At 68.7% G+C, this 22,264-nt stretch carries 20 protein-coding genes and 2 pseudogenes; 12 read left to right on the plus strand and 10 right to left on the minus strand.

All coding sequences use genetic code 11. The annotated features are described in order from the left end of the window. Positions 1–1,039: 1,039 nt before the first annotated feature. On the plus strand, positions 1,040–2,224 hold the full coding sequence (locus tag AB0M29_RS37425; RefSeq protein WP_365391207.1) for an ROK family transcriptional regulator: 1,185 nt from the start codon (positions 1,040–1,042) through the stop codon (positions 2,222–2,224). A 411-nt stretch (positions 2,225–2,635) separates the two neighbouring features. Here the strand turns inward: AB0M29_RS37425 and AB0M29_RS37430 are convergent. Together AB0M29_RS37430 and AB0M29_RS37435 are read right to left on the minus strand one after the other, a co-directional pair. Next, a pseudogene (locus AB0M29_RS37430) lies at positions 2,636–3,219 on the minus strand (isochorismatase family protein). Positions 3,220–4,009: 790 nt separating this feature from the next. Then, positions 4,010–4,438 (minus strand): hypothetical protein, encoded by a 429-nt coding sequence (locus AB0M29_RS37435; protein WP_365391209.1) that lies wholly within the window; start codon positions 4,436–4,438, stop codon positions 4,010–4,012. Between the two features lie 243 nt (positions 4,439–4,681). Here AB0M29_RS37435 and AB0M29_RS37440 point away from each other — a divergent pair, with 243 nt between their 5' ends. The 7 genes and pseudogenes from AB0M29_RS37440 to AB0M29_RS37470 all read left to right on the plus strand — a co-directional run bounded on the left by AB0M29_RS37440 (position 4,682) and on the right by AB0M29_RS37470 (position 12,020). After that, the gene (locus tag AB0M29_RS37440; RefSeq protein ID WP_365391211.1) at positions 4,682–5,374 is read left to right on the plus strand and encodes a tyrosine-type recombinase/integrase; all 693 of its coding nucleotides are present in this window, start codon (positions 4,682–4,684) and stop codon (positions 5,372–5,374) included. Between the two features lie 37 nt (positions 5,375–5,411). Continuing rightward, positions 5,412–7,112, plus strand: coding sequence for a tyrosine-type recombinase/integrase (locus tag AB0M29_RS37445; protein WP_365391213.1), 1,701 nt, complete (start codon positions 5,412–5,414; stop codon positions 7,110–7,112). A 263-nt stretch (positions 7,113–7,375) separates the two neighbouring features. Further along, a pseudogene (locus AB0M29_RS37450) lies at positions 7,376–8,254 on the plus strand (transposase); the annotation flags it as partial. Positions 8,255–8,300: 46 nt separating this feature from the next. After that, a complete protein-coding gene (locus tag AB0M29_RS37455; protein WP_365391245.1) occupies positions 8,301–9,377 on the plus strand; it encodes a hypothetical protein in 1,077 nt (358 codons plus the stop codon). Between the two features lie 110 nt (positions 9,378–9,487). Next, positions 9,488–11,230, plus strand: a complete 1,743-nt coding sequence (locus AB0M29_RS37460; protein WP_365391215.1) for a site-specific integrase — start codon at positions 9,488–9,490, stop codon at positions 11,228–11,230. Positions 11,231–11,349: 119 nt separating this feature from the next. After that, positions 11,350–11,562 carry a hypothetical protein gene (locus AB0M29_RS37465; protein ID WP_365391217.1) on the plus strand — a complete coding sequence of 71 codons (213 nt, stop codon included), beginning with the start codon at positions 11,350–11,352 and terminating at the stop codon, positions 11,560–11,562. Beyond that, positions 11,559–12,020, plus strand: coding sequence for a hypothetical protein (locus tag AB0M29_RS37470; protein WP_365391219.1), 462 nt, complete (start codon positions 11,559–11,561; stop codon positions 12,018–12,020). The genes AB0M29_RS37465 and AB0M29_RS37470 overlap by 4 nt, the downstream gene beginning before the upstream one ends. A 23-nt stretch (positions 12,021–12,043) precedes the next feature. On the opposite strand, the gene AB0M29_RS37475 is transcribed toward AB0M29_RS37470, so the two are convergent. Next, on the minus strand, positions 12,044–12,673 hold the full coding sequence (locus tag AB0M29_RS37475; RefSeq protein WP_365391244.1) for a class I SAM-dependent methyltransferase: 630 nt from the start codon (positions 12,671–12,673) through the stop codon (positions 12,044–12,046). 147 nt (positions 12,674–12,820) lie between these two features. Between AB0M29_RS37475 and AB0M29_RS37480 the strand changes: the two genes are divergently transcribed. Further along, a complete protein-coding gene (locus AB0M29_RS37480; protein ID WP_365391221.1) occupies positions 12,821–13,369 on the plus strand; it encodes a tyrosine-type recombinase/integrase in 549 nt (182 codons plus the stop codon). Continuing rightward, complete coding sequence (locus tag AB0M29_RS37485) at positions 13,359–13,802, plus strand: DUF6262 family protein (protein WP_365391223.1); 444 nt, start codon at positions 13,359–13,361, stop codon at positions 13,800–13,802. The genes AB0M29_RS37480 and AB0M29_RS37485 overlap by 11 nt, the downstream gene beginning before the upstream one ends. A gap of 373 nt (positions 13,803–14,175) precedes the next feature. On the opposite strand, the gene AB0M29_RS37490 is transcribed toward AB0M29_RS37485, so the two are convergent. From AB0M29_RS37490 to AB0M29_RS37520, 7 genes are all read right to left on the minus strand, one after another. Beyond that, on the minus strand, positions 14,176–14,943 hold the full coding sequence (locus tag AB0M29_RS37490) for a nucleotidyltransferase domain-containing protein (RefSeq protein ID WP_365391225.1): 768 nt from the start codon (positions 14,941–14,943) through the stop codon (positions 14,176–14,178). Positions 14,944–15,057: 114 nt separating this feature from the next. Continuing rightward, entirely contained in the window at positions 15,058–15,636 is a 579-nt protein-coding gene (locus tag AB0M29_RS37495; protein WP_365391227.1) for a DUF6262 family protein, read from the minus strand. Beyond that, entirely contained in the window at positions 15,633–18,236 is a 2,604-nt protein-coding gene (locus AB0M29_RS37500) for a tyrosine-type recombinase/integrase (RefSeq protein WP_365391229.1), read from the minus strand. Before AB0M29_RS37500 ends, AB0M29_RS37495 begins: the two co-directional genes overlap by 4 nt. Next, entirely contained in the window at positions 18,233–19,402 is a 1,170-nt protein-coding gene (locus AB0M29_RS37505) for a tyrosine-type recombinase/integrase (protein WP_365391231.1), read from the minus strand. Before AB0M29_RS37505 ends, AB0M29_RS37500 begins: the two co-directional genes overlap by 4 nt. Before the next feature lie 327 nt (positions 19,403–19,729). Further along, complete coding sequence (locus AB0M29_RS37510) at positions 19,730–20,308, minus strand: dienelactone hydrolase family protein (RefSeq protein WP_365391233.1); 579 nt, start codon at positions 20,306–20,308, stop codon at positions 19,730–19,732. A 90-nt stretch (positions 20,309–20,398) separates the two neighbouring features. Beyond that, positions 20,399–20,986, minus strand: a complete 588-nt coding sequence (locus AB0M29_RS37515; protein ID WP_365391235.1) for a DUF6262 family protein — start codon at positions 20,984–20,986, stop codon at positions 20,399–20,401. Then, positions 20,907–21,569 (minus strand): hypothetical protein, encoded by a 663-nt coding sequence (locus tag AB0M29_RS37520; protein ID WP_365391236.1) that lies wholly within the window; start codon positions 21,567–21,569, stop codon positions 20,907–20,909. Before AB0M29_RS37520 ends, AB0M29_RS37515 begins: the two co-directional genes overlap by 80 nt. Before the next feature lie 129 nt (positions 21,570–21,698). Here AB0M29_RS37520 and AB0M29_RS37525 point away from each other — a divergent pair, with 129 nt between their 5' ends. Continuing rightward, on the plus strand, positions 21,699–21,911 hold the full coding sequence (locus tag AB0M29_RS37525) for a pentapeptide repeat-containing protein (protein ID WP_365391238.1): 213 nt from the start codon (positions 21,699–21,701) through the stop codon (positions 21,909–21,911). Beyond that, positions 21,895–22,059, plus strand: coding sequence for a hypothetical protein (locus tag AB0M29_RS37530; protein WP_365391240.1), 165 nt, complete (start codon positions 21,895–21,897; stop codon positions 22,057–22,059). Before AB0M29_RS37525 ends, AB0M29_RS37530 begins: the two co-directional genes overlap by 17 nt. Positions 22,060–22,264 lie beyond the last annotated feature (205 nt).

A 22,264-nucleotide genomic window follows, 5' to 3' on the forward strand; every position in this document is an offset into this window, starting at 1 on the left:
CGTGGACGAGGCGGGCGCCGCTATCACGCCCAGGAGCAGGCACCCGAGCGCTGGCGCGATCCAGGCCTTGCCGGTGATTCGACGTGCGCGGGTCCGCCTACGAACGGTCGCCGGCCGCGTGCGGGTGCGGAAGCGGCCCGCGTCGCCGGATCCGGCGATGTTGCCCAGACGGATCGTCTTCGGTACTTCGGTGGTGATCGTGGCCGAGATCCGGGCCCAGGCCGGTCTGCAGTGCGGGGCACCACGTATCACTCCTGTGTCGGTTACGGCTTCGCCGTGCTCATTCATCGGAACGCCACCTCTTCGAGGGTGGGGACACGTGGGTGCGCCTCGCGGCCGGCCGGTGCCGCTCGGGGAGCGACCCGGCGAGCCATGACGGCAACCATGGTCCGGGGGCGGGGAGGGGGGCAGGCCACCGCGAAGTAAGGTCGCGGCGGCGCCGACCGGTAGCGGTAGCCATACGTCGAGTCGTCCTTCACGGGACCTTGAACGTGGCGATGTCCTACCGGAATTGAGGGGCGGTCAGCCGGTGCCCGTCAGCAGTGCCGCCTTCGCGTCGGCAGGCTCGGGGAGCCGGCTGCGGTTTGGTGGTGGCAGGAGGTTGAGTCACTGGGGCCCCTCGGGTTCTCCGCAGAACGGCTGGGATCGGGTGAGTGCGACAAGGGTTGCCGGCGGCGCGACACCCCCCACGGCGAGCCCGACGGGCCTTCGCATCAAGTGCGTGGCGGCTCCTTCAGCTTGATGGAGACGGCTCGATGGACTCGATGGAGAGGCAGCGGCGTGTGTGGACGATGCGTGCGACGAATAATGAGGTTGGTGGCCAGAATTCAGTCGTGCGCGTGGCAACCTCATCCGGAGGAGGGTCACTGACGGGGCATCGGAGCATAACTGCAGGGAGCTGCGCGTGGAGGAGCCGCGTGGGAGGAGCCGGGATCGCCGACTGGATCAGGCTAGGAATGCAAATATCGGCACGTCAACCCTTCTATTTTTGTACCTTCACGACATAATTGCTTTACGTCGACAAGAAGGGGCGGGCGAGGTGGCACACGACACCACGGCGGATCGGGTGAGGCGTGCCATGCGGGACGAGGTGCTCGGCCATGTCCGGCGGCAAGGGAGCGCCTCCCGCGCGGAGTTGGAGGCTGAGCTGGGCATGGGCCGCCAGGCGATCGCCGCGGTCGCGCAGGAACTCCTCGACAGCGGACTGCTGACCGAGCAGCAAGGAGTGGGCAACGGCCGCGGCCGCCCGGGCCGTCGGCTGCTGCCTCAGTACTCCCCGGGCGCCGTCGTAGGGCTTGACCTCGGCCACCGGCATCTGGGGGTCGCCGTCGCCACATTCGACCTGACCATCCAAGCCGAGGAGCGGTGCGCGGCGGACGTCGACGGCGACCCCGTCGCCGCCCTGGACACCGCTGCACGCCTGATCCGCCAGCTTTTGGACAAGGTCCAGGCCGACGCCACAGCACAAGGCGCCGCCACCGGGCCCGTGACCACGTGCGTCGCCGGGGTGCCAGGCCCCCTGAACGCATCGCGGCGGGCCATGGCATCCCCCACCATCCTGGCCAACTGGTCGGGTCTAGATTTGGCCGGCGAACTGAGCGAGCGCACCGGACTGAAGGTCTTCCTCGACAACGACGCCAACCTCGGCGCCCTGGCCGAGCACCGGCACGGCGCCGCCCGCAACCACGACAACATCATCTATGTCAAGGCATCCGACGGCGTCGGCGCCGGACTGATCATCAACGGAGCCCCGGCACACGGCAGTTCAGGCGCGGCGGGCGAGATCGGGCACACCCAGATCACGCAGGACGGGGCCTGGTGCCGCTGCGGCAACCGCGGCTGCCTGGAAACGATCGTCTCCACCCAGCAGGTACTCCAGCAGTTGGCCCACCTGCGCCCCGGCGAGTGCGGGCCGCCGCTACGACTGCACGAGTTCGCCGGCCACCCGGTGGCTCGCAAGATCTTCGCCGAGTCGGGCCGAACCCTCGGCCGGGTCCTGGCCAACCTGTGCGCGCTGCTCGACCCCGCGACCGTCGTCATCGGCGGAGAGATGAGCCTGGCCGACCCCTTCATCGACGGCATCCGCGACTCCATCGGACGCCTGGCCCAACCAGGCTTCGACGACCGGGTCCACGTACTCAGGGCCGCACTGGGCCCGCGCGCCGAACTCATGGGCGCCCTCACCCTGGCCCGTGACATCGCCCTGCAGGCGGCGCCGGCGTAGCGGCCACCGAATCGACGGGCCGACGCAGCAGCCACAGGCAGGATCCACTCAGCTTGACTCTGTCGGGGATCTTTGTGGTCTGTTCAGTCTCTGGCGGACCGCCAAGACCTCGGCCGGGGGATCCCGTGCTGGTCCAGGAAGTTCTGGAAGGCGGTCGGCGGCCGGGACGGAGGTGCTTCTCCGGTCGGCGGCCGTCGGCTGACCCGCTCGATGTTTGCGGCGATGTCGGCCCTTGGGCAGCAGGTCAAGGGCCGGCGGCAGGAGAGGAGAACCCTGCGCGCCCGTTCACGGACACTCACAATCCGTGCCTGAACGCAAGCGCTGAGGCACGGATCCAGCGCGAGCGTGCGCCCTATGAAGAAGACCGTGTCAGCTTTGCAGACCCACGTGAGTCCGCCCACGCCAGCCAGTTCAGGCCAGGACGACTGGTTTGCCGGTCAGGGTGACGCCCGCGCTGCGCAGTTCGGTCAGGGCGGCCTTGGTGCTGTCGGCCGCGACGCCGGCGGTGTAGCCGAGCAGGACACGGACGGAAAAGCCCGCCCGGACCCCGTCCAGCGCGGTGGCCTTCACGCAGTGGTCGGTGGCGATACCGACCACGTCGACATCGGTGACCGAACGCGCCTGCAGTCAGGACGCCAGCGACGTGCCGTCCTGCGCCGAACCCTCGAAGCCGCTCTTGGACGCGGAGTGCGCTCCCTTGAAGAAGACCTCGTCGACGCTGCTGGAGACCACCGGCGCGAAATCGGGGTGGAAGGTGCCTCCGTCGCTGCCGACCACGCAGTGGACGGGGAAGGATTCCTTGAAGTCCGGATGGTCCGAGAAGTGACCGCCGGGATCGATGTGGTGGTCACGGGTGGCCACGACGTGCGCATACCGACTGCCTGCCTGGCGCCTGACCAGATCGGCGATAGCCGCCGCCTGGCCCGCTTGACCGGAACGCTCCCGCCCTCGCAGAAATCCTTCTGCACATCAACAACGATCAACGCACGCCCCACAGCTCAACCCTTCCTCACAAGACACCAGAGACCCCATCCATTCCCCACCGGAACCCGGCAAACGCCACCCCGACCCGTGGTTCACCCCTGAGTGGCGCCGCTGACCTGTCGCAGTGAAGTTAGTCGGCTGGAAGCTTTTGACCTGGGCGGACTTGATTGGTTGAGACGGGAGGTCGCTGACCACGGCGGGGCGGTGTGCGATCTTGGACGTAGCGTCTGATGATGGCGTAGGAGATCGAGGTCTCGTGCTCGTCCATGAGCTTCATCCAGATGTCTCTGGGGCGGCCGTGACCGGATTCGATCATGGAGTCGATGAGGTGCTGAACGGGATCGATGGCGGTCTGTCTGCGAGGGAGAGGTTTGCGTGGGCGGGGTTCGAGGCCGTCCAAGGCAGCTCGGACGGTCCGCCAGGTGACGTTGTGCCGTCTGACCAGGGCTCTTGTCGAGAGCCCTTCCGCCTCAGCGTCGTGTCGGAGACGTTGGTAGAGTTCTCTCTTGCCGATCTTCTTGGACGGGGTGGGATTCGGGCCCGGCTTGCGCCGTCGGCGAGGTGAGTGGGTATCGGCCAGGACTTGTTCCAGCAGTTCAGGCGGGCGTCCGGTTAGTGCTGCGAGTCGTTCGAGCCGGGGTTTCCCGAACCAGTTCGGTGAGCCGGTGAGGAAACCGTGCAGGTAGCTGGGTTTGAGGTGGTTGGCGCGAGCCAGGCGCCGGATGTAGGCGTCGGTTGGTTCCCCAGGACGTGGCCTGACCTGGACGGGAAGCCGGTGCAGCCGGTGTTCCTGGGCCTCGGTCACCCGCCGACCGTCTTCTTCAGCGGAGAGGCCGCAGTCTCTGCGGCGTGATCCAGCGGGATCGAGTCGATAGCGGCCTTCGTCACGCGTTCGGTGCCGCTGAGGATCGCGTCGATCGCGGCCCCTCGGATCGCGTGGGACAGGGCTCCGATCATGCCGTCGGTCCGGTTGTGGAGGTAACGGTCGAGCTTGACCAAGCTGCCGGGCGGGTGATCGTGCAGCAGTAGAGTGTTCTCCAGGGTTGCCACCAGCCCTTTCCACTCGGTGCCGTAAGGGAACGGGCGAGTGGGGACGAGGGTGAAGCGGCCCGCGATCTGGGCCCCGCGGGTGCTGGCCATCAGCTCGCTGTCCTCGACAGCGATGCCCGCGTAGACGAACGTCGCGGGAATGCGCTCGTTATCTTGAGCCCGCACGAGCGTGTCCTTCATGTGTGTGAAGCACTCTGAAGTTCCCCCAACTCCCGTCGTGGATGCGGTTATCTGCCGCCGTCCAACACGGAAGGGGTGGATGCGCGATGCGCGTACAGAGGGTGCTGGCACCCGGGTCGACGACGGACTCGTGGACGCTGCTGGGGGACGATCTGCGGCCGGTCGATCCGGTCGAGTCGTTCCTGGCCTACCTGACGGCGATGGTGGTACTACCTCGACGGCCGCGGTCTGGACTGGAAAGCAGTGGACTTGGAGGCAGTGGCCACCTTCGTGGCCTGGCTGCGGTTGCCGCCGCCGGCCCGGAACGGGACGGTGGCGGTGCTGCCGACGGTCGAGCACCACTGCACGGCCTCCAGCGTGAACCGCAAGCTCGCCGCGGTCAGCACGTTCTACGAGTTCCACGCCCGCAGCGGCGTCGCGGTCGCCGACCTGCTGGTGACGATGCGCCCGGTCGGACCTCATCGATCGGCGGCCACCTCCTACAAGCCGTTCTTGCAGCACATCGCCTCCGGCAAGCCCGAGCGGACGAGGACGATCAAGCTCAAGAACGGTCGGAAGCACCCGCGCGTCCTGACCGTCGCCCAGGTCCAGAAGATCCTGGACTCCTGCGAACACCTGCGGGACCGGCTGCTGTTCGCCCTGCTGTTGGACACCGGGGTCCGCATCGGCGAGGCCCTGGGCCTGCGGCACGACGACATTGCGATCGCCGAACGGCAGGTGACCGTGGTGCCGCGGCAGAACGACAACCGCGCCCGCGCGAAGGCCGGCCGGTCCCGCAGCATTCCGGCGAGCGCGGAGCTGATTGCGTCTGTACTCGCACTACTTGCACCGCGAGTACGGCGCCCTGGACTCCGACTACGTCTTCGGCCCGGCGGACGCTGGAGGCCGCAGGCTGGTTCACCGGCCGGGAGGTCCGGCTGTGGCTGTCCCCGCTGAGAGGCCACTGGGACGGACGAGGCTGCTTGAGCAGCTCATGGCCGTCGTCCGCCCCGAATTCCGCACCGAGATCTACATCCCCGCTCCGGACGACCCCGTCTTCATCGCCGACGAGTGCTCGGTCACGGACTGCGACCGGACAGCGGCCTCGACCCGGCGCGGACTCTGCAACGCCCACGCCATCCGGTTCCGCAAGCGCGGCTGCCCGCCGATGACGGACTTCCTCGCCGATCCCGGCCCACCGGTCCGGGGCCGCAGATCGCTCGCCGCCTGCGCCATCGACGGCTGCCGCTACGGACGCGGAGCCAGGAACGGCCTGTGCTCCAAGCACCGCGACCGGTGGAGCCGGGCGGGCAAACCCGACCTGGCCACCTGGGATGCCCCCGACCTGGCCCCAAGCGACACAGTGACGTCCGAGTGCTGTCTGCCGTTCTGCAACCTCTGGATCGCCAATCCCACCAAGCTCTTCTGCACCGGACACGAAGATCGATGGCACCGCCACGGCCGCCCCGACCTCGACCACTTCGTCGCCGATTGCGAACTGGTCGGAACCGCCAGCATCGATCTGCGAGACCTGGCCCCGCAGCTGAAACTGGAGATCCAGCACGCGCTGCAATGCCGCCACGACGCCCGCTCCCGCACCGCCGCCCCTCGCCTGGTCATGCCGGCCGTCCGACGCGTGAAGGCACTCGGGGTCACCTCGCTGCTGGACCTGTCGGAACAGCAGTGGCGCCAGAAAGTCGGGGCCCAGGCCGACGAGTCGGCCCTGTTCCTCCTCGATGCCCGTGACGGGCTGGAGGCCCTGCGGGACGGAACTGGCTGGGAGATCGAGTACCCCAGAGATGTGTGGCGGCTCCACAAGCTGCCCGGCATCACCACCCCGGCCGGGCGACCCTGCCCGCGAGCCCGGCTGCGGTTCGACCACATCCCCCAGTTCTGGCTCCGTGAGCTGGGCAAACGATGGACCCGGCTGCGGCTGACGTCCGGGCTGAGCATCGGCGCGGCCCGCGCCGGGGTGGACGCGCTCATCTGCTTCGGCGGTTTCCTCGCGTTCGTCGGCGTCGATGCGCTCGCGGAGGTGGACCGGCCGCTGCTGGAGCGCTACCTCGCCCACGTGATGTCACAGGCCGGCGGGCACGGCATGAAGAAGACGAGGATCGGTTCGCTCAACCTGTTCTTCCAGAACATCCGGCAGTACGGCTGGGAGGACACCCTGTCCGGCACCGCAGCCTTCTACGTCGGCGACGTCCCGCCGGTCCCCGAGCAAGTCGACCGCCGCCTCGCCGAGTACGTCATGACCCAGATCGAGGCACCCGGCAATCTGGACCGCTGGCCCGACACGGCGGGCCGACTGGTCACCCTCATCCTCACCCGCTGCGGACTGCGCATCTCCAGCGCTCTGGCCCTCGACTTCGACTGCCTCCTCCACGACGGCCAGGACGCCCCCTACCTGCGCTACTTCAACACCAAGATGAGGCGCGAGGCGGCCGTGCCCATCGATGAGGAACTCGAAGCAGCCATCCGCGAGCAACAACGCCGGGTGCTGGACCAGTGGCCGGACGGGACGGCCTGCCTGTTCCCCCGCCAACGCGCCAACGTCTCGGGGAACCTCCCGCTGGCGGACGGCACTTACCGGCGGATGCTCGGCCGCTGGCTGAAGACCTGCGAGATCCGTGACGAACACGGCCTGCCAGTGCACCTGACACCCCATCAATGGCGGCACATTGTCTCCGCTTAGTTTCCGTGTGGCGATTGGGTTCAACTGGGCTGGTGGCCTGGGAGTTTGTGCATTGCGCTGAGCTGTGTGGTGTTTCTACTGTCAGCGCTCATGATCCTGAGCTTGGTGTTTAACCGCGCCGAGTCACCTGACCTGCTGATCTTGGTCCCTTTGCGAGACAGCAGGACGGCCGTTTCTTCACGCTTCGAGGTGTCAAGCAACGTCGCGTGAAGGAACGGCCGCTGGTGAAGAGTCTGGCCTCTGCAGGTCCCGCTGATGCTGCGCTGGACGTGCTGTCCCACTTTCGTGTCCAGTTCTACGACTGCCTCTACACCCGGGCGGATGCGCTCTTCGAGCTCACCGACGCGGTCCTCTGCGCGGATGGTCCGGTGAAATCTCTCGTCGAGTTGACCCTCACGGCCGAGCACCGGCGTGGGCACGGAGCGATGTACGACGCGGTCAACCACGGCTGGGTGGAACCACGTCGCCTGCGCAGATTGCTGGCATCCACGCCGCTGCCCCGTGCTGCCGACGGGCGGATCGTGCTGGCAGTCGATGTGAGTAACTGGCTGCGGCCCGACGCCCCGACCAGCCCGGACCTGCTCTTCTGCCATGTCTACGGGCGGGGCCGCAGTGCTGACCAGTTCATCCCCGGCTGGCCCTACTCCTTTGTCGCTGCCCTGGAAACCGGGCGCACATCGTGGACCGCCATGCTGGACGCGGTCCGGCTGGGCCCGGCCGACGACGCCACGGCGGTGACCGCCGCCCAGCTCCGCGATGTCTTCACCCGCCTTCTGCGAGCCGGCCAGTGGAAGGTCGGTGACCCGGACATCCTGATCGTCATGGACGCCGGCTACGACGTCACGCGCCTCGCGTACGTCCTGGCTGACCTTCCGGTGGAGTTGGTCGGCCGGCTGCGCTCGGACCGGGTGATGCTTCGCGACGCCGGCCCCAGGCGCTCCACCCCGCGCGGCGGGCAGCCCCGCAAGCACGGCGGTGTCCTCACCTTCTCCAAGCCCGACTCCTGGCACGCTCCCGACCAGGCCACTTCCTGCGACACCACCCGCTACGGCATGGCAGAAACCCTCGCCTGGCACCGGATGCACCCCCGCCTGACCGCCCGCGGCCCCTGGCTCGACCACTGCGGCGAACTCCCCCTGATCCACTCGCATCGGCGAGTTCGGCGGGCACCTGGATATCTCGGCGGCGGTGGTCCGCAACCGCGGTGGTTTCCACGATGCGATCCAGGCGGTCTTCCCGCACCTGGACGTGCTGATCGCCTACCGGCTGCTGTTCGGCATCTACTCCGGCATCGTCCCCGACGGCATCGCCGACTTGGTTCTCGAGGACGTCGACTGTGCCGGCGAGTCGACGGTCCTGCTCTCCTACATCAAACGCCGCACCGCGGCGGAGAGCCTGAATCTGCCCCGCCGCGCGGTCCGCCTGCTGGAACAGTGGCTCGCGCACTCCGCGCTGCTGCGGACGTTCGTGACTTCGGAGGAACGCCGCAAACTCTGGGTGGCAGTGAGCCGAGCCGGCGGCGATCGCCGGGTCCGCAAGGTCGACCGGGTCGCCGTCCAACGGTGGGCTATTCGCCATGCGGTCGTCGGCAACGACGGACTGCCTCTCAACATTCATCGTTCCCGGATTCGTACCACCCACGAGGCCATGCGGGACAAAAGCACCTGGACGGGCAGCGGGCGGGCGACGATCGATCCGAACCACACCCCGGACGTCGAAGGCGATCACTACCTCACCGCCACCACCCCGGCCCAGCGGCACGTCGTCGAGACGGTCATTGAGGACGCCCAGCACGACGTGCTCCGCCGGGCTCACCCGCCCACGGTGATCACCGATGAGGAAGCGGCCGCGCTGGCGGATGGCTACCCGCACCTGGTTGCGGAGTTGAACCTGGACGATGTCGTGATCGCCGAGCTGGTGGGCGGACAGCGCGATGTGTTCACCGCCGCCTGCGGGGACCAGCTTTCCGGGCTGCACGGACCGAAGGGGAAGCCCTGTCCGGCCCGGCCCTGGGTCTGCCTGCTCTGCCCGCTGGCCGTGTTCGCTCCCCGGCACGCGGGCAACCTGCTGCGACTCAAGGCGTTCTTCTCCCGGCAGTGGCAGCAGATGCCCGCCGCCCACTTCATGGCTGTCTTCGGCCCTTATGCCCCCCGCATTCAGCAGGTCCTGGACCGCTTCGACCCTGCCGTCATCGCCACGGCGGCCCATCACGTCGAGGACCAGGACGATGAACTGCTGCTGCGGGCCGAGGAGATGACCGCGTGACGACTGCCCTCACCACTGCCGCCGCCTTCGATGGCAGGTCCGCGGTCTTCGCCGGCGCCGATGTCTGCCGCGAAGCCGGATTCACTCTCCCTCAGGGGACTGTCCGTCCGGTGTTCGAGGACGACATCTGGGACTTCACCGATGTCGTCGGCCTGCCCGTCCAGCTCGCCCTCTGCAGCCGCCGCTTCGACTTCATCGAGATCACCGATGAACGGTGGCGGCTGGTCGGCAAGGAACTCGTCCTGGCCATGCTCGCCCCGCGGCACCCGACGGTCGCTCCGCTGCCCCGGGCCCATCGCACCGCCCTGCACCTGCGCAGTTGCGCGGGCCGCTTGGAGGAGCTCATACGATTCTGCCGATGGCTCTCCGCGGGCGAGGTGTCGAGCCTCGCGCAGATCGACACCCGCATCTGCGACGCCTACATGGCCCACCGGCGTTACGTCCTCGACGAGTACGGCGAAGTCGTCGGCGAGAACAGCCCGGGAACCCGGCGCAGGGCCGCACAGGTCGTGGTCGACCTGGTCAACTACCGCGAATTGTTCACCGCTGACCGTGTCCCTGCCGATCTGCGGCCCTGGGGCGGGGCGACTGCCTCCGCCATCGCGGAAATGCCCTGCGGCCGGACCGAGAACAAGACTCAGCCCGTCGACGACGCTGTCATGCAGCCGATGCTCGCCGCCGCCCTGTTCCTCATGTCGTCCCTGGGGCCGCATGCCGTTGAACTCGGCCGGCAGATCCGGGAAACTGACAAGCTCTCCACCCGCAAAGCCCCAGGGCTCCGGGCCGTCCACGTGGCCCCGGTGACCGAGTTCACCGAGCTGCTGAACGAGTACAGAGATACGTGCACACCTCTGCCGATGCTCGCCGACCACCACGTCGCCGACCGGCTCGCGAGCGGCTGGTCCGCCGATGACCCCCTCCTGGCGGTGGCCACAGGAGTGCTGGCCCGTCAGGCCGGGATCACCCAGTTCGAGGCCCGATGGATGCACCATCTCCGCGGCCCGCTGGAGAACGCTGTCGCGTCGGTCGGGGTCAAGGAGGTCTTCGCCCGAGACGCCGCCGAGATCACCATGGCGGACACCTCGTCCGTATTGCCCTGGACGGAGCCGCTGCACCGGCTCCAGGCCGTCGCCCTGGTCGGCATCGTCCGCACCGCCGCGATGATCGTGCTGGCCGCGGCCTCCGGCATGCGCGCGAGCGAGTTGATGGAGCTTCGTATCGGCTGCCGACGCCCCCTCGAAGAGCCCGCCCCCGGGCTCACCCGCTACCGCCTTGCCAGCAAGGTCGTCAAAGGGCAGCCGCTGGGCGGCATCGACGACGAATGGGTCGTCATCGAGCCCGTCTATCGCGCCGTCGAACTCGCCGAAGACCTCCATGACGACCGGCAAGAGGGCGCTCTGCTCTTCGGACGGTTCGCCTTCTCCGTCCGCTACAAGTGGTTCCGCAACTGGACCAACTCCCCGGCAGGCCGCCGCCTCAGCCTCGCTCCCATCCCTGATGGACAGGTCAATCTGAGGCGGCTACGTCGCAGATTGGCCCTGGAAATGGCCTACCGGCCGGGCGGCGTGCTGGCCTCCAAGTTGCACCTGAAACATATTGCAGTGGCCACTACAGAAGGGTATGCCTCCCGCCCCGGCGGAGCTCAGGCCGAGCTGCTGGCCGAGGTCAACAAGCACGAGAGCGACCGGAACCTCACCCTGGTCCTGACCGAGTTCCGGAACTACCAGCAGGGCATCCTCCCGGCGCCCGGAGCCTCACCGAGTTCTTCTCCAGCATCGACGAAAAGCTCGACCCGACAACCGCACCAGCACCCAAGACCCAGCGCAGTGACCGCGACGTCCTCAACCTGCTGACCAAACGCGCCAAGGTCCTTCACCTCGGGCCCGCGAACTACTGCTGGTTCACCGACCCCTCCCGGGCCCTCTGCCTCAAGCTGGCCGGCACCCCTACCGCCGACCGTCCGCTGATCGGGATGTGTGACTCAGCCCGCTGCCCGCAGGCCACCCACCACCCCTGCCACCGTCCAGTCTGGGCCGAACACGCCGAACGCACCGAGATCTTCCTCGGCCAGCTCGGCACCACACGCAAGACCGAGCGCACCCGGCTCCAGGCCGACTACGACCGAGCCCTCCGCGTCGTCGCCGAGATCGACGCTGTCAGCACCATGGACGAGGAATCCGCATGAGAATCTCCGCAGCCCAGCGGACCGAGAACGAGAACCGCATCCGAGCCGCCATGGACCGGCTCCTTCGCGGCGAGATGCCGCCCGGCGGAAAGTGCGACATCAAGACTCTCGCCAACGAGGCCGCCGTCGACCGCACCGCGTTCTACGGCACTCGCCCCTACGCGCACCTCCGCGTCGAGTTCGAACGCCGCCTCCAGGCACTTCAAGGCGCCGGCGAGATCCCCGACCCTCGCGAGGCCCAGATCGCCCGGCTCAAGGCAGAGAACAACAGGCTCAAGGAACGGCTGGCCCAGTCAGAACAGAGGAACGACGAGCTCTCGGAGTTTCGCACCCAGGCCCTGGCCCGGCTCGCCGCACAGCACGAGGAGATCGTCCGGCTCCGCGAGGCCGCCGCCGGAACAAGCCGAGTCAGCCGCCTCCCAGCACCGCGAACCACAGTGATCGGGACCTGCAGTTGAGACGGGCGCGGGCAGTAGTCCCGTCAGCCGCCGTTGCGGAAGACGAGCAGATAGCGCCAGAAGAGGAGCCTGCGGATGCCGCATCCAGGCAGCAGGACCGCAGCCTCCCGACGGATCTGGACCAGGGGCATGGTCGGCTGACTGACTGGCGCTTTCACCAGTTCTCGACCGGTCGCACCGACAGGGCGAAGCTTGTCCGCCACCGCGGCGGTCAGTCTGGCGACGGCGTTGACGGGCACGGTCGCCAGGCTCCAAGCCCAGTCGAGCCGGGTCTTCTCCGGATAGCATCCCAAGATCACGAGGACGCCGCCGGGCGCGAGGGCGTCACGCAGTGCGGCGACGGTGTCGAACGGCATGTGATGGATGCTGGCGAGGCACGAGATGAAGTCGTAGTGCGCCTTGGGCAGTTCGATTTCGGTGGCGTTCGCGTGCTGGAAGCGTGGGCTCCGGTCACCGGCTATCCGTCCCGACAGCGCGCGGGCCTCCGCGATGGCCTCCTCCGACGGGTCGATCGCATCGACCTCTATGCCCAGGTGAGCGAGCCGACGAGCGAACCGGCCGGTCCCACAGCCGACGTCCAGGGCCGCACCGCAATTCCGCGGCACCTGGCGCAACAGCAGACGGTGATAGTGGTCGTTGTGATCAAAGGGCATGGTCCGACCCTGCCACAGCGGACGCGCACGGCCCGGCGCTTCCACCATCAAGACACCGGCAGTGAGCTTCGTCACACCAGCGGTGCTGGAATGCAACACGCGCCGCTGTCACCGTCGCGAACGCGGTTCCGACAGCAGACCTGCTCAATGGCCACACGAAGTCACCCGCACACGGCCTCTGCGGACACAAGGCACACCTTCGCTTGCCGACTCATCAACCGAGATGTCCCGCAAGAGGTCGTCCGCGTCCTCCTGGACCACGATTCACACAAGATGACCTCGCATTACGCCAAGATCACCGACCAGACGGTGCGGCGGCACTGGGAACAGGCAACCAAGGTCAACATCAAGGGCGAACGCGTGATCCTCGATCCCGACGGGCCGCTCGGCCAGGCCCAGTGGGCCAAGACGCGTTACGGCATCGCCACCCAGACCCTGCCCAACGGCTACTGCGGGTTGCCCGTTCAGAAGACCTGCCCGCACGCCAACGCTTGCCTGACCTGCCCAGTTTTTCTCACTGGACCCGAGTTCCTGCCGGAACTCCGCGAACAGCGCACCCGCACCCTGACGCTGATCGACAACGCCAAGAGCTGCGGTCACAGCCGCATGACCGAGATGAACCAGCATGTCGCCGACAACCTCGACCGCATGATCGGCGAGCTGGAAGACGACCAGGAGACTGAGAATGCCGGTTGACAACTCCCACCTGATCATCGCCGCAGCCCAGCAACGAGCCCTGGCAACCCGCCGACGAGCGACCGCAGCCCTGCGGCGGATGGATGCCACCGGCATCGCGATCACCTTCGAGACCGTCGCCCGCGAAGCAGGCGTCTCCCGGTCCTGGCTCTACAACCACCCGGACCTGAAAGCCGAGATCGAGAGACTCCGCGCCCGCCGCAGGTCGATCCCCGCGGCCCGGCCGGTTCCCGACCGGCAACGAGCCTCCGACGCCTCCCTTCTACGGCGCTTGGAGGCGGCCACCGAACGCAACCGACAACTGGAGGCCGAGAACCGGGAGTCGCGCGAGGCCCTCGCCCTCGCGCTCGGGGAACGACGCACCGCCGACTTGCCAGGCCGCCGCGACGACACGCCGAGAAAGAAGTCTTCCGCCGCCATCGGACCCTGCTGACGAGACCGTCGAGAACGCTGTCCTCCACAAAACACACCAGGTCAGGAACCTGCTAGATCGGCGGGCTCAAGATAACGCCCGGAGAAGTACTTCAAGGTGTCGGAGACTTCGGCGCCGGACCGCGTGGTCTGCGAAATGTTGTGGATCGACTTTACCGACCGCGGGAGCTCTGATTCCGGCTCTGACCTGCGGTAATGCATAGACTACATGTCAGCGACGAAGCGCCGCGCCTTTTCGATGTCGCCCGTTGGAGTGGTTCTCGGTTCTCGTCTTCGCGCGAACCTGCGCGGGCCAGGTGAGCTCGACTGCTGGCGACAGGCGAAGGTCGCATCCGACGTCGCCGACGCTTCACCGTCGACGGCAGGTCTTGCTGTCATGTTGTTTCGAGGGTCTGTTTCAGCAAGGACACCGTCTCGTCGATGGCGGTAGTGAGTACCTGTGGCTCGGGGGCCAGATTGGCCAGGACTCGGTCGATGCTTCGCAGTCCTGCACGGTCGAGCAGCTTCTTCTCGTTGGTGACCCACTGTCCCCGCGCTGCCATGACCGCGTGTGCCGTCTGGCAGGTGGCGGTGGCGATTGCCCCGGCGCAATCGGTGAGGTGTCCGTGCTCGGCAGGGGCGGTGCGGGCATAACTGAGGGTCAGCTGGGCCGTGCCCCACCACTGCTCAGGTGCGTGGCGTCGCAATGCCTCGGGATATTCGGGGCGCGGCAGTTCTCCGTGGAGTACCTGGTTGAGGGCCAGTTCGGCGACGACCAGGTAGGTCGGAATGCCGGCCAGGTGGAACATGAGCCTTTCGATGCCGAACCGGCCCTGGCGGGCCTCGGAGAGCTGGTGCTCGACGTCGTCGAGATCGCGGTAGTGCACGTCGATGTGCCGGGTGCCGATCTGGAGCCATGCTCCCCCGTTGAACACCCCGCCGCCCCACCCGCCGACCTCGGAGACCTCTCCGGGCCAGCCGAGGGCGCGCAGGCTCTCGGGGCAGAATCCGCCCCGGTAGTAGACGGCGAAGTCCCAGTCGCTGTCGGGTCGATGCGTGCCCGTGGCCCGCGAGCCTCCCAACGCGACGGCCTTCACACCCGGGAGGCTGCCGAGTCGGTCCGTGACGTGCGCAACGAAGGCTTGATCGTCGTCTGGGTGCATGGACGGGAGGATAAGCGGGTCGGCCATCGGGTGCAGGTGATTTTCCTGCTCTGCCCTGGCTCCGGGCGGTCCACGGCCGGTGGCCGCCCCGGGAGTGCGACGGCCACCGGTCAATCAGCCCGCTGGAGCCGCGATCTGAGCTGCGAGGTCGGCGACGCGGCGGTCCTGGAACCGCAGGTTGGAGCGGGCGGCCTGCAGACGTTCGTCGAAGGACCGGTTGTCGGCGGTGAGCTGGCGGACGCGCTGCTTGAGGGTGGTGTTCTCGGTGGTGATCCGCTGAATGGCCTCCTTCGTCCACTCGGCTTCCAAGTCGCGGACCTGGCCGAGGAGTTCACCGATGCGGGTGCGCTGGGTGAGGATCTCTGCTTGGGCGGCCTTGAGAGCGTCCTCGGCGTTCAGGGCTCGCTCGCGCCAGGTCGCCTCGCGTGCCTCGTCCTGGTCTGTGACCATCTGGGTGCGGCGTTCGCCAGCCTCGGCCATGGCAGCGGTGACCGCGGCTCTGGCGTCGGGGTGGTCGTAGAGGAAGGTGCGGGAGACGTTCGCGCGGCGGGCGACGGCGGCGACGCTGACCTGGGTCCTCTCGCGGCGGAGCCAGGTGACGGCGTCGCGGACCCGTCCGAGGGCGGCGTCGGTGCTGCGGTGGCGGGCGGCCAGGGCGGCGGCCGTGCGCGGGTCGGGGACGGTGGTGGTCACGCGCATTGCTCCTGTTCGTCGGTGGTGTCGTCGGCCCGGTCCTGCTCGTCGCCGGCTGCCTCGACGAGGTCGGCGGCGCGGAAGGCGGTGGACCACACGCGGTGGAAGTAGTCCTGAGGCTTGCGCAGGTCCAGGGCCAGGGCGTCGTCGAGGAGCCCGAGGCCGGCCAGGGCGCTCTCCAGGCCGTCGATGGCACGGGCGGTGGGTTCGAAGTGGCGGTGGAGGTACTCCGCGGTGGCGTCGTCGGGGGCCCCTTCAGCCAAGAGTCGCCACTGTTCGCGCTTGCGCCGCCAGTAGAGGAGATCGGCGCCGGAGAGGACGAACTTGTCGCAGTTGTGGCAGTCCAGGTTCCAGGGGCAGGCGCCGCCATCGACGACGGGCTGGAAGGTGCAGAACCCGCCCTCGGCCGGAGTACTGCGGCGCGACAGGTCGATCGCCAGGGCCTGCGCCTGCTCGCGGGTGAGCGGGGTGGCGTCCCCGGCCAGGAGTTCGCCCGGCTGGGCCGTGCCGGGACCGGCGACCCAGACGTGCTGGAGCACGTTCTCCAGATCAGTGCTGGTCAGGTGCACGTAATGCTCCGCCATGCGGTCTGAAACCTGACCGAGGTAACGACGGATGTGGGTCAGCGTCGCACCCGCCCGCAGCAGGCTGGTGGCCAGCGTGTGGCGAGCCTGATGGGGGACGTAGTGGCCGAGGTCCAGATCGTCGACCCAGGGCCGGAAGCGGCTGTAGAACCACTGGTGGGTCAGCGAGACGGTGCCGTCGGGGTTGCGGTGGGTGGTGGGGAACAGGGCCAGCGCGGCACGTTCGGCGCCGGTCGGGCGGTAGCCGTGCTCGGCGGTGAAGCGGTCCAGGGTCTTGCGCTGACGCTCGGCCAGGATGTCGTGGAGCCGCTCCGGGATGCGGATCGCCGCATCGAAGTTCCCGACCTTGGTCTGGTCGTGCCAGAACATTGCCAGCCCGCCGTAGCGGCCCACGCAGTCCCACCGCAGCTTGAGGACCTCGCCGATGCGCCGTCCGGTGATGACGGTGGCCTCCCAGATGTCGCGCATCCCCAGGTCCAGGGCGTCGCTGTCGGCCAGGCGGGCCAGGTTGCCCTCATCTGCCAGCGCGCGGACGACCTCGTCGGGGAACGGGCGGCGGGCCCGCATCGGGGACGGTCCGGCGACGGGCATGGCGGTGATGAACTCCCGCCCCAGGCCGATGCGTTCCGCCGTCCCGCAATCCATCGCCTCCCGCAGCAGCCGGCGGGCCGCGTTGAAGATGATGGTCCTGGTAGTGACGGTGATGATGCTCGCGGCCCCGCCGGGTCGTTTGACCGCCAGGGACGGCAGGCCGTCGCGTTCGCGGTGGCGCTGGTCGGCGACGAAGCGCTGGGTGTGTTCGCGTCGCAGGACGGCCGGGTCGTGTCCGCCGCCGGGTGCGTCCAGGCTCAGGAACACGCCGAGTTCGAGCGCGGCCCGGCGAAGGTCGTCCAGGACGCCAGCGGTGCGCGGGCAGCGTGGCCCCCGCAGTAGTTCGGCGAGGTGGTCCCAGGCCAGGTCGCGCAGCCAGCGCTGCGGGATTCCGGTCAGGTCGATGTGGCTGTTGCGGTGCGGGAAGCGGACGCCGAAGTGCTCGGTCTCCAGGAACCCGCTCTCCTTGGCCTGGTCCGGGGTGAAGTAGACCAGCCGAAGGTCGTGCAGGATCTCCTTGGCGATGCCGCCGGTGAACTGGGTGCAGCCGTCCAGGTCCAGGTCGATCAGGGAGTTCACGTCGCCCGCCCGGCAGGTGGTCACCAGTTTCTGGATCCAACCCAGGTTCCAGCGGGTCGCCCGGGGCCGCTGGGTGTGCATGAACAGCCCCCACTGCAGCTCGGCCCGCACCAGTGGACGCAGCCCGCGCAGGTTGAGCTGGCCGGGCCAGGGCATCGCGGTCTCGGCGGTGCACCAGGCACGGAACTGTCCGCGGTCGCCGAAGGTCAGCGGGACGGGCTGTCCGGCGTGCTCGAAGCGCTGCCACCAGCTGTCGGGCAGCTCGGCCCGGCCGGGGCGGTTCTGCTTGCGGTAGTGGGCCTCGTGTCCGGGACACAGTCCGAGCGGGGAGTCTGCCAGCGAGGGGCAGACCACCACCTGGCAGGAGCCGTAGCCGGGGTAGGGCTGCTGGTCACTCACCCATCCCGGAAAGTCGGCGTCTCCGCCGCACTCCTCGCGGTGCAGATGCCAGCGCCTGCGGTGCCGCTGACACAGCCGCAGGTCATGGCGGTCGGCGGGACGCTGCGGACAGATCCGGCAGACCTCGTCCACCCGCGAGGCGAACGCGCCCACCGGATGGGCGGCGGCGATGAACGCGGCCTTGCCGATCCCGCGCTCCATGGCCTGGGCCCATTCCTGCCGGTGGATGGAGCACAGGTCGCCGCTGCCCCGGCCCCGCTCGCAGCCGCCGACCGTGCACTCCCACCGGTAGACGCCGTGGCCGCGCGGGATCCGCACGATGTCGGCGCGAAACAGCGGGTCGAACGAAGGGCCGCCGATCAGCGCGGACAGGATCTCCAGGCGGTCGCGCTCCTCGCGCTCGGGGCGCTCGGCGTAGAGCGGGCGAAGGTAGTTGGTGCGCTTCACCGGACCTCACCCCAGACCGCGCGGAGCGCGGCGTCAAAGGCCGGGTCGTGGACGTCGACGTGCCCGTAGACCTCGTCGACCATCGCGGCCGACGCCCAGCCGCCGGCGTCCCGGGCGATCAGCAGGTTGCCGTCCGAGGCGTCGAGAACCGCGCTCGTGAAGTTGTGGCGAAAGGCGTGGGGCTTCACCAGGCCCAGGCCGGCGCGTTTCCCCGCCCGGCCCAGCATCCGGCGGGCGCCGACCGGCGCCCAGGGCTGGCCGGTGCCGGGGCCGTGCAGTTGGACCAGGAGCATGCTGTGCCCGGCGGTGCCGCGCGGATACTCGCCGCCGGTGAGGTACTCGAAGTAGGTGTGTACCATCGCCGGACTGACCCGCTTGATCAGCCCACCCGTCACGGTGCCGTGCTCGACCCGCCAGGGGCGCTTGGTCTTCGCCTCCGCCCGGTTCGGGTTGCCGGGACGGTGGCAGACGTGGACATGCGGGGTGCGGCACTCGCCGCAGGCCGCATTCTCGCGCAGGTGCAGGTCCACCAGATGCAGCCCGCAGAGCTCACCGATCCGCAGCCCGCCGTCGGCCAACCAGGTCACCACCAGCCGGTCCCGAGCCGAGTTCACCACCGCCAGGAGCTTCTCCCGCGCGCCGTCTGGGAGCATCTTCGGGTGCCGGCGGTGCGGCCCCGTCGGCGCGAGCGGGTTCGTGGGCAGCGTCGACTTCACGTGCCCCAGGAACGCGCGGCGCCGGTCGGCCCGGGTGGGCAGCCGGGAGGTGCCGAGCTTCCTGCCGAGCTCGCCGTTGACGCCGAGCGAGGACTGGTGCAGGTAGAAGCCCTTCAGACAGGCCGCCGCCGTCGACAGCGCGGAGCGGCCGTAGGGGCGCTTGCCAATCCGCCACGGCTCGCCGAGCGGCATGAGGACCTCCGCGCCGACGATGCCCATGTAGCGCTCAAGGTCCCGCAGGACGACCTTCTCGAAGGCCAGGCACTCGCGCTCCAACCACCGCAGATGGTCCACCAGGTAGTACGCGTAGGTCTTCTGGGTCCCTGAGCCGTCGTGCTCGCGGAGGAACCGGTCCGCCTCACTGTGGACTGTGCCCTCGGGCCACACGATCGTCCACGACCGCCGCCCGTCCTTCCGGTCGATCTGTTGGACCCTCAGGTCCCCGACCACTACTCGCCGCCACTTGTCCTCCGTACCGACTCCGGAACATGACGGGCGCTCCGGACACGGTCGGTAAACGAGCCCGCGAAGCCCTGGTCACAGGCCCAGGCGGACATCACGGGCGGCACTACCTGCGGTCGGTAAACGCGGCTTTACCGACCGCAGGAGCTCGGATACCGGCTCTGAACTGCGACGATTCATAGACTACATGTCCGTGACGGCGAGTTGGGATCGTTGCTGTAGCTCGTCCGGGTGGTCTCGTGGGACGACCCGTCCACCGGGACGGTGGACGGGCGGCGAGGTCGTCAGCCGGACAGGAGCAGGTTGTTGATGCCCCTACTTGATGCGGTCGAGGAAGCCGAGCACCCGATGGTTGACCTGCTTTGCGGCCTGTTCGTCGTAGGACGGCAGGCTGCTGTCGGTGAACAGGTGGCTGTCGCCGGGGTAGAGGAACAGCTCGGCATCCGTCGCCGTCTCGACGAGCGCGCGGGCGGCGTCCACATCGCCCTCCCCGGCGAAGAAGGGATCTGTGTCCATGCCGTGGATCTGGACCGGGACTCCCTGGGGCCAGGCGCCGCCGAACTCCGAGATCGGGACGCATGCCTCGAGCAGCAGTGCGCCCTTTGCGCCGGGGCGGGTCTGGACCAGCTTCTGTGCTGGCAGGACGCCGAGCGAGAAGCCGACATAGACGAGCGCCGCAGGCAGCCCCTCGGCGGCGGCGGTTCCGCGCGCGGTGATCGTGTCGAACCCGGCGTTCTCGGCGTAGCCGACGCCCTCCTCGAGGCTGTCGAATACCTGCCCCTCGTATAGGTCTGGGGCGTGGACGGTGTGTCCGGCCCGTCGCAACTGCTCGGCGAACTCGCGAACGCCGGCGGTCAGCCCGTGTCCATGGTGGAAGACCAGCACCTCAGCCATGTCGCTCCCCTCGTGCTGCGGCGCCCGGGCGGCGCCGCGGCACGAGTATGGCCCGCAGCACTGACATCCACGGGCCTCGGCTGGACAGGATCAGGTCGCTGTTCCCGGATCGGCGATGCGGGCCTCGAGGTCGGCGACGCGGCGGTCCTGGAAGCGGAGGTTGGAGCGGGCGGCCTTGAGCCGCTCGTCGAGCGTTCGGTTGTCGGCCGTGAGCTGACGGACCCGCTGCTTGAGTGTGGTGTTCTCGGTGGTAATCCGCTGGATGGCTTCCTCTGTCCACTCGGCCTGCAAGTCCCGGACCTGGCCGAGGAGTTCACCAGTGCGGGCCCGCTGGGCGATGATCTCGCCGTGAGCCGCTTTGAGGGCGTCCTCTGCGTTCAGGGCGCGTTCGCGCCAGGTCGCCTCGCGCTCATCGTCCTGGCCGGCGAGCAACTGAGTCCGGCGGTCTCCGGCGTCGGCCATCGCGGTGGCGATGGCGACTCTGGCGTCGGGATTGTCGTAGAGGAAGGTGCGCGAGACGTCCGCGCGACGGGCAACGGCGGCGACACCGACCTGGGCCTTCTCACGCCGAAGTCGGGCGATGGCCTGGTGGACGCGCTCAAGGGCGGCTTCGGTCTTGCGGCGGCGGGCGGCCTGGGCCGCCGCAGTGCGGGGTTCGGGAACGGTGGCGGTGTTCATGCAGGTTCCTGTTCGGGGTCGTCGCCGTCGGTTGTGCACGTATCGCTTTACTCGCTCTGCTCGTCGTCGCCCGCGTCGGCGAGGTCGGCGGCGCGGAAGGCCGTGGACCACACGCGGTGGAAGTAGTCCTGGGGTTTGCGCAGGTCCAGGGCGAGGGCGTCCTCGAGGAGGCTGAGGCCGGCCAGGGCCTCTCCAGGCCGTCGATGGCACGGGCAGTGGGCTCGAAGTAGCGGTGCAGGTAGTCGGCGGTCGCGTCGTCGGGGGCGCCCTCGGCCAGCAGCCGCCACTGCTCGCGCTTGCGCCGCCAGTAGAGGAGGTCGGCGCCGGAGAGGACGAACTTGTCGCAGTTGTGGCAGTCGAGGTTCCAGGGGCAGGCGCCGCCGTCGACGACGGGCTGGAAGGTGCAGAAGCCGCCCTCGGCGGGGGTGCTGCGGCGGGACAGATCGATGGCGAGGGCCTGGGCCTGCTCGCGGGTGAGCGGGGTGGTCGGCTCGGTGAGGACTTCACCGGGGCTGGGGCTGCCAGGGCCGGCGACCCAGACGTGCTGGAGGACGTCCTCGAGATCGGACTGGGTCGCCGCCACCGGGCAGGACGATCCGCGCCACGGAACTCGGCCTGGCCGGATTCCGTACGCCGAACAGGCTGACCGTGTTGTCGTCGGCCGCGGTGGCCAGCAGGTCGCCCTGGCGGTCGAAGGAGAAGGATTCCGCCGGTGTTGGGCGCAGGCGTCGATGGGTATCTGACGGGCGCCAACTTGTCCGGCGTGTGCTTGTTCGGCGCGGACCTCTCCCGCGCGAACTTGACGGGCGCGAGCCTGAACGGCGCTGACCTATCAGGCGGGCACCCGATGGGTTCGGACGTGGCCGGCGCGGACCCTACCCAGGCGGTCGAATGCACCCTTTCTCCGGGTGCGCGCCAGCTATGAGGGCGGTGGTCGCGGCCGCCACCAGGTCCGCGAGCTGCAGCTGGTCTACATGGGCGGAGCGCGTGGTGATGACGGGCAGCAGGACAGCCTGCGCGAGCGGCGACGGGCCCCGGCCTGGCCGGTGATCTTTCAGGTCAGCGCGCGTTGACGTCCCCGCTTCAGGGGCCGTTCCGCACAGGTGGGTGACCTGGCCCGTGCGCAGCGGGATCACGCTTCCGCATACGCGCCCTCCGGCCTCCTTTTTCAGCCAGGTTGGGAAGGCACTTATTTCAAGGCTTGACCGCGCCGTTCGGGTCTGGCTAGGTTCAATGTCAACGCGAACGACCGGCCGTGTCATCGGACGATGTAAGGCC

Origin of the sequence: Streptomyces sp. NPDC051976, assembly GCF_040680795.1 — a bacterium.
In the GTDB taxonomy this organism is placed as follows: domain Bacteria; phylum Actinomycetota; class Actinomycetes; order Streptomycetales; family Streptomycetaceae; genus Actinacidiphila.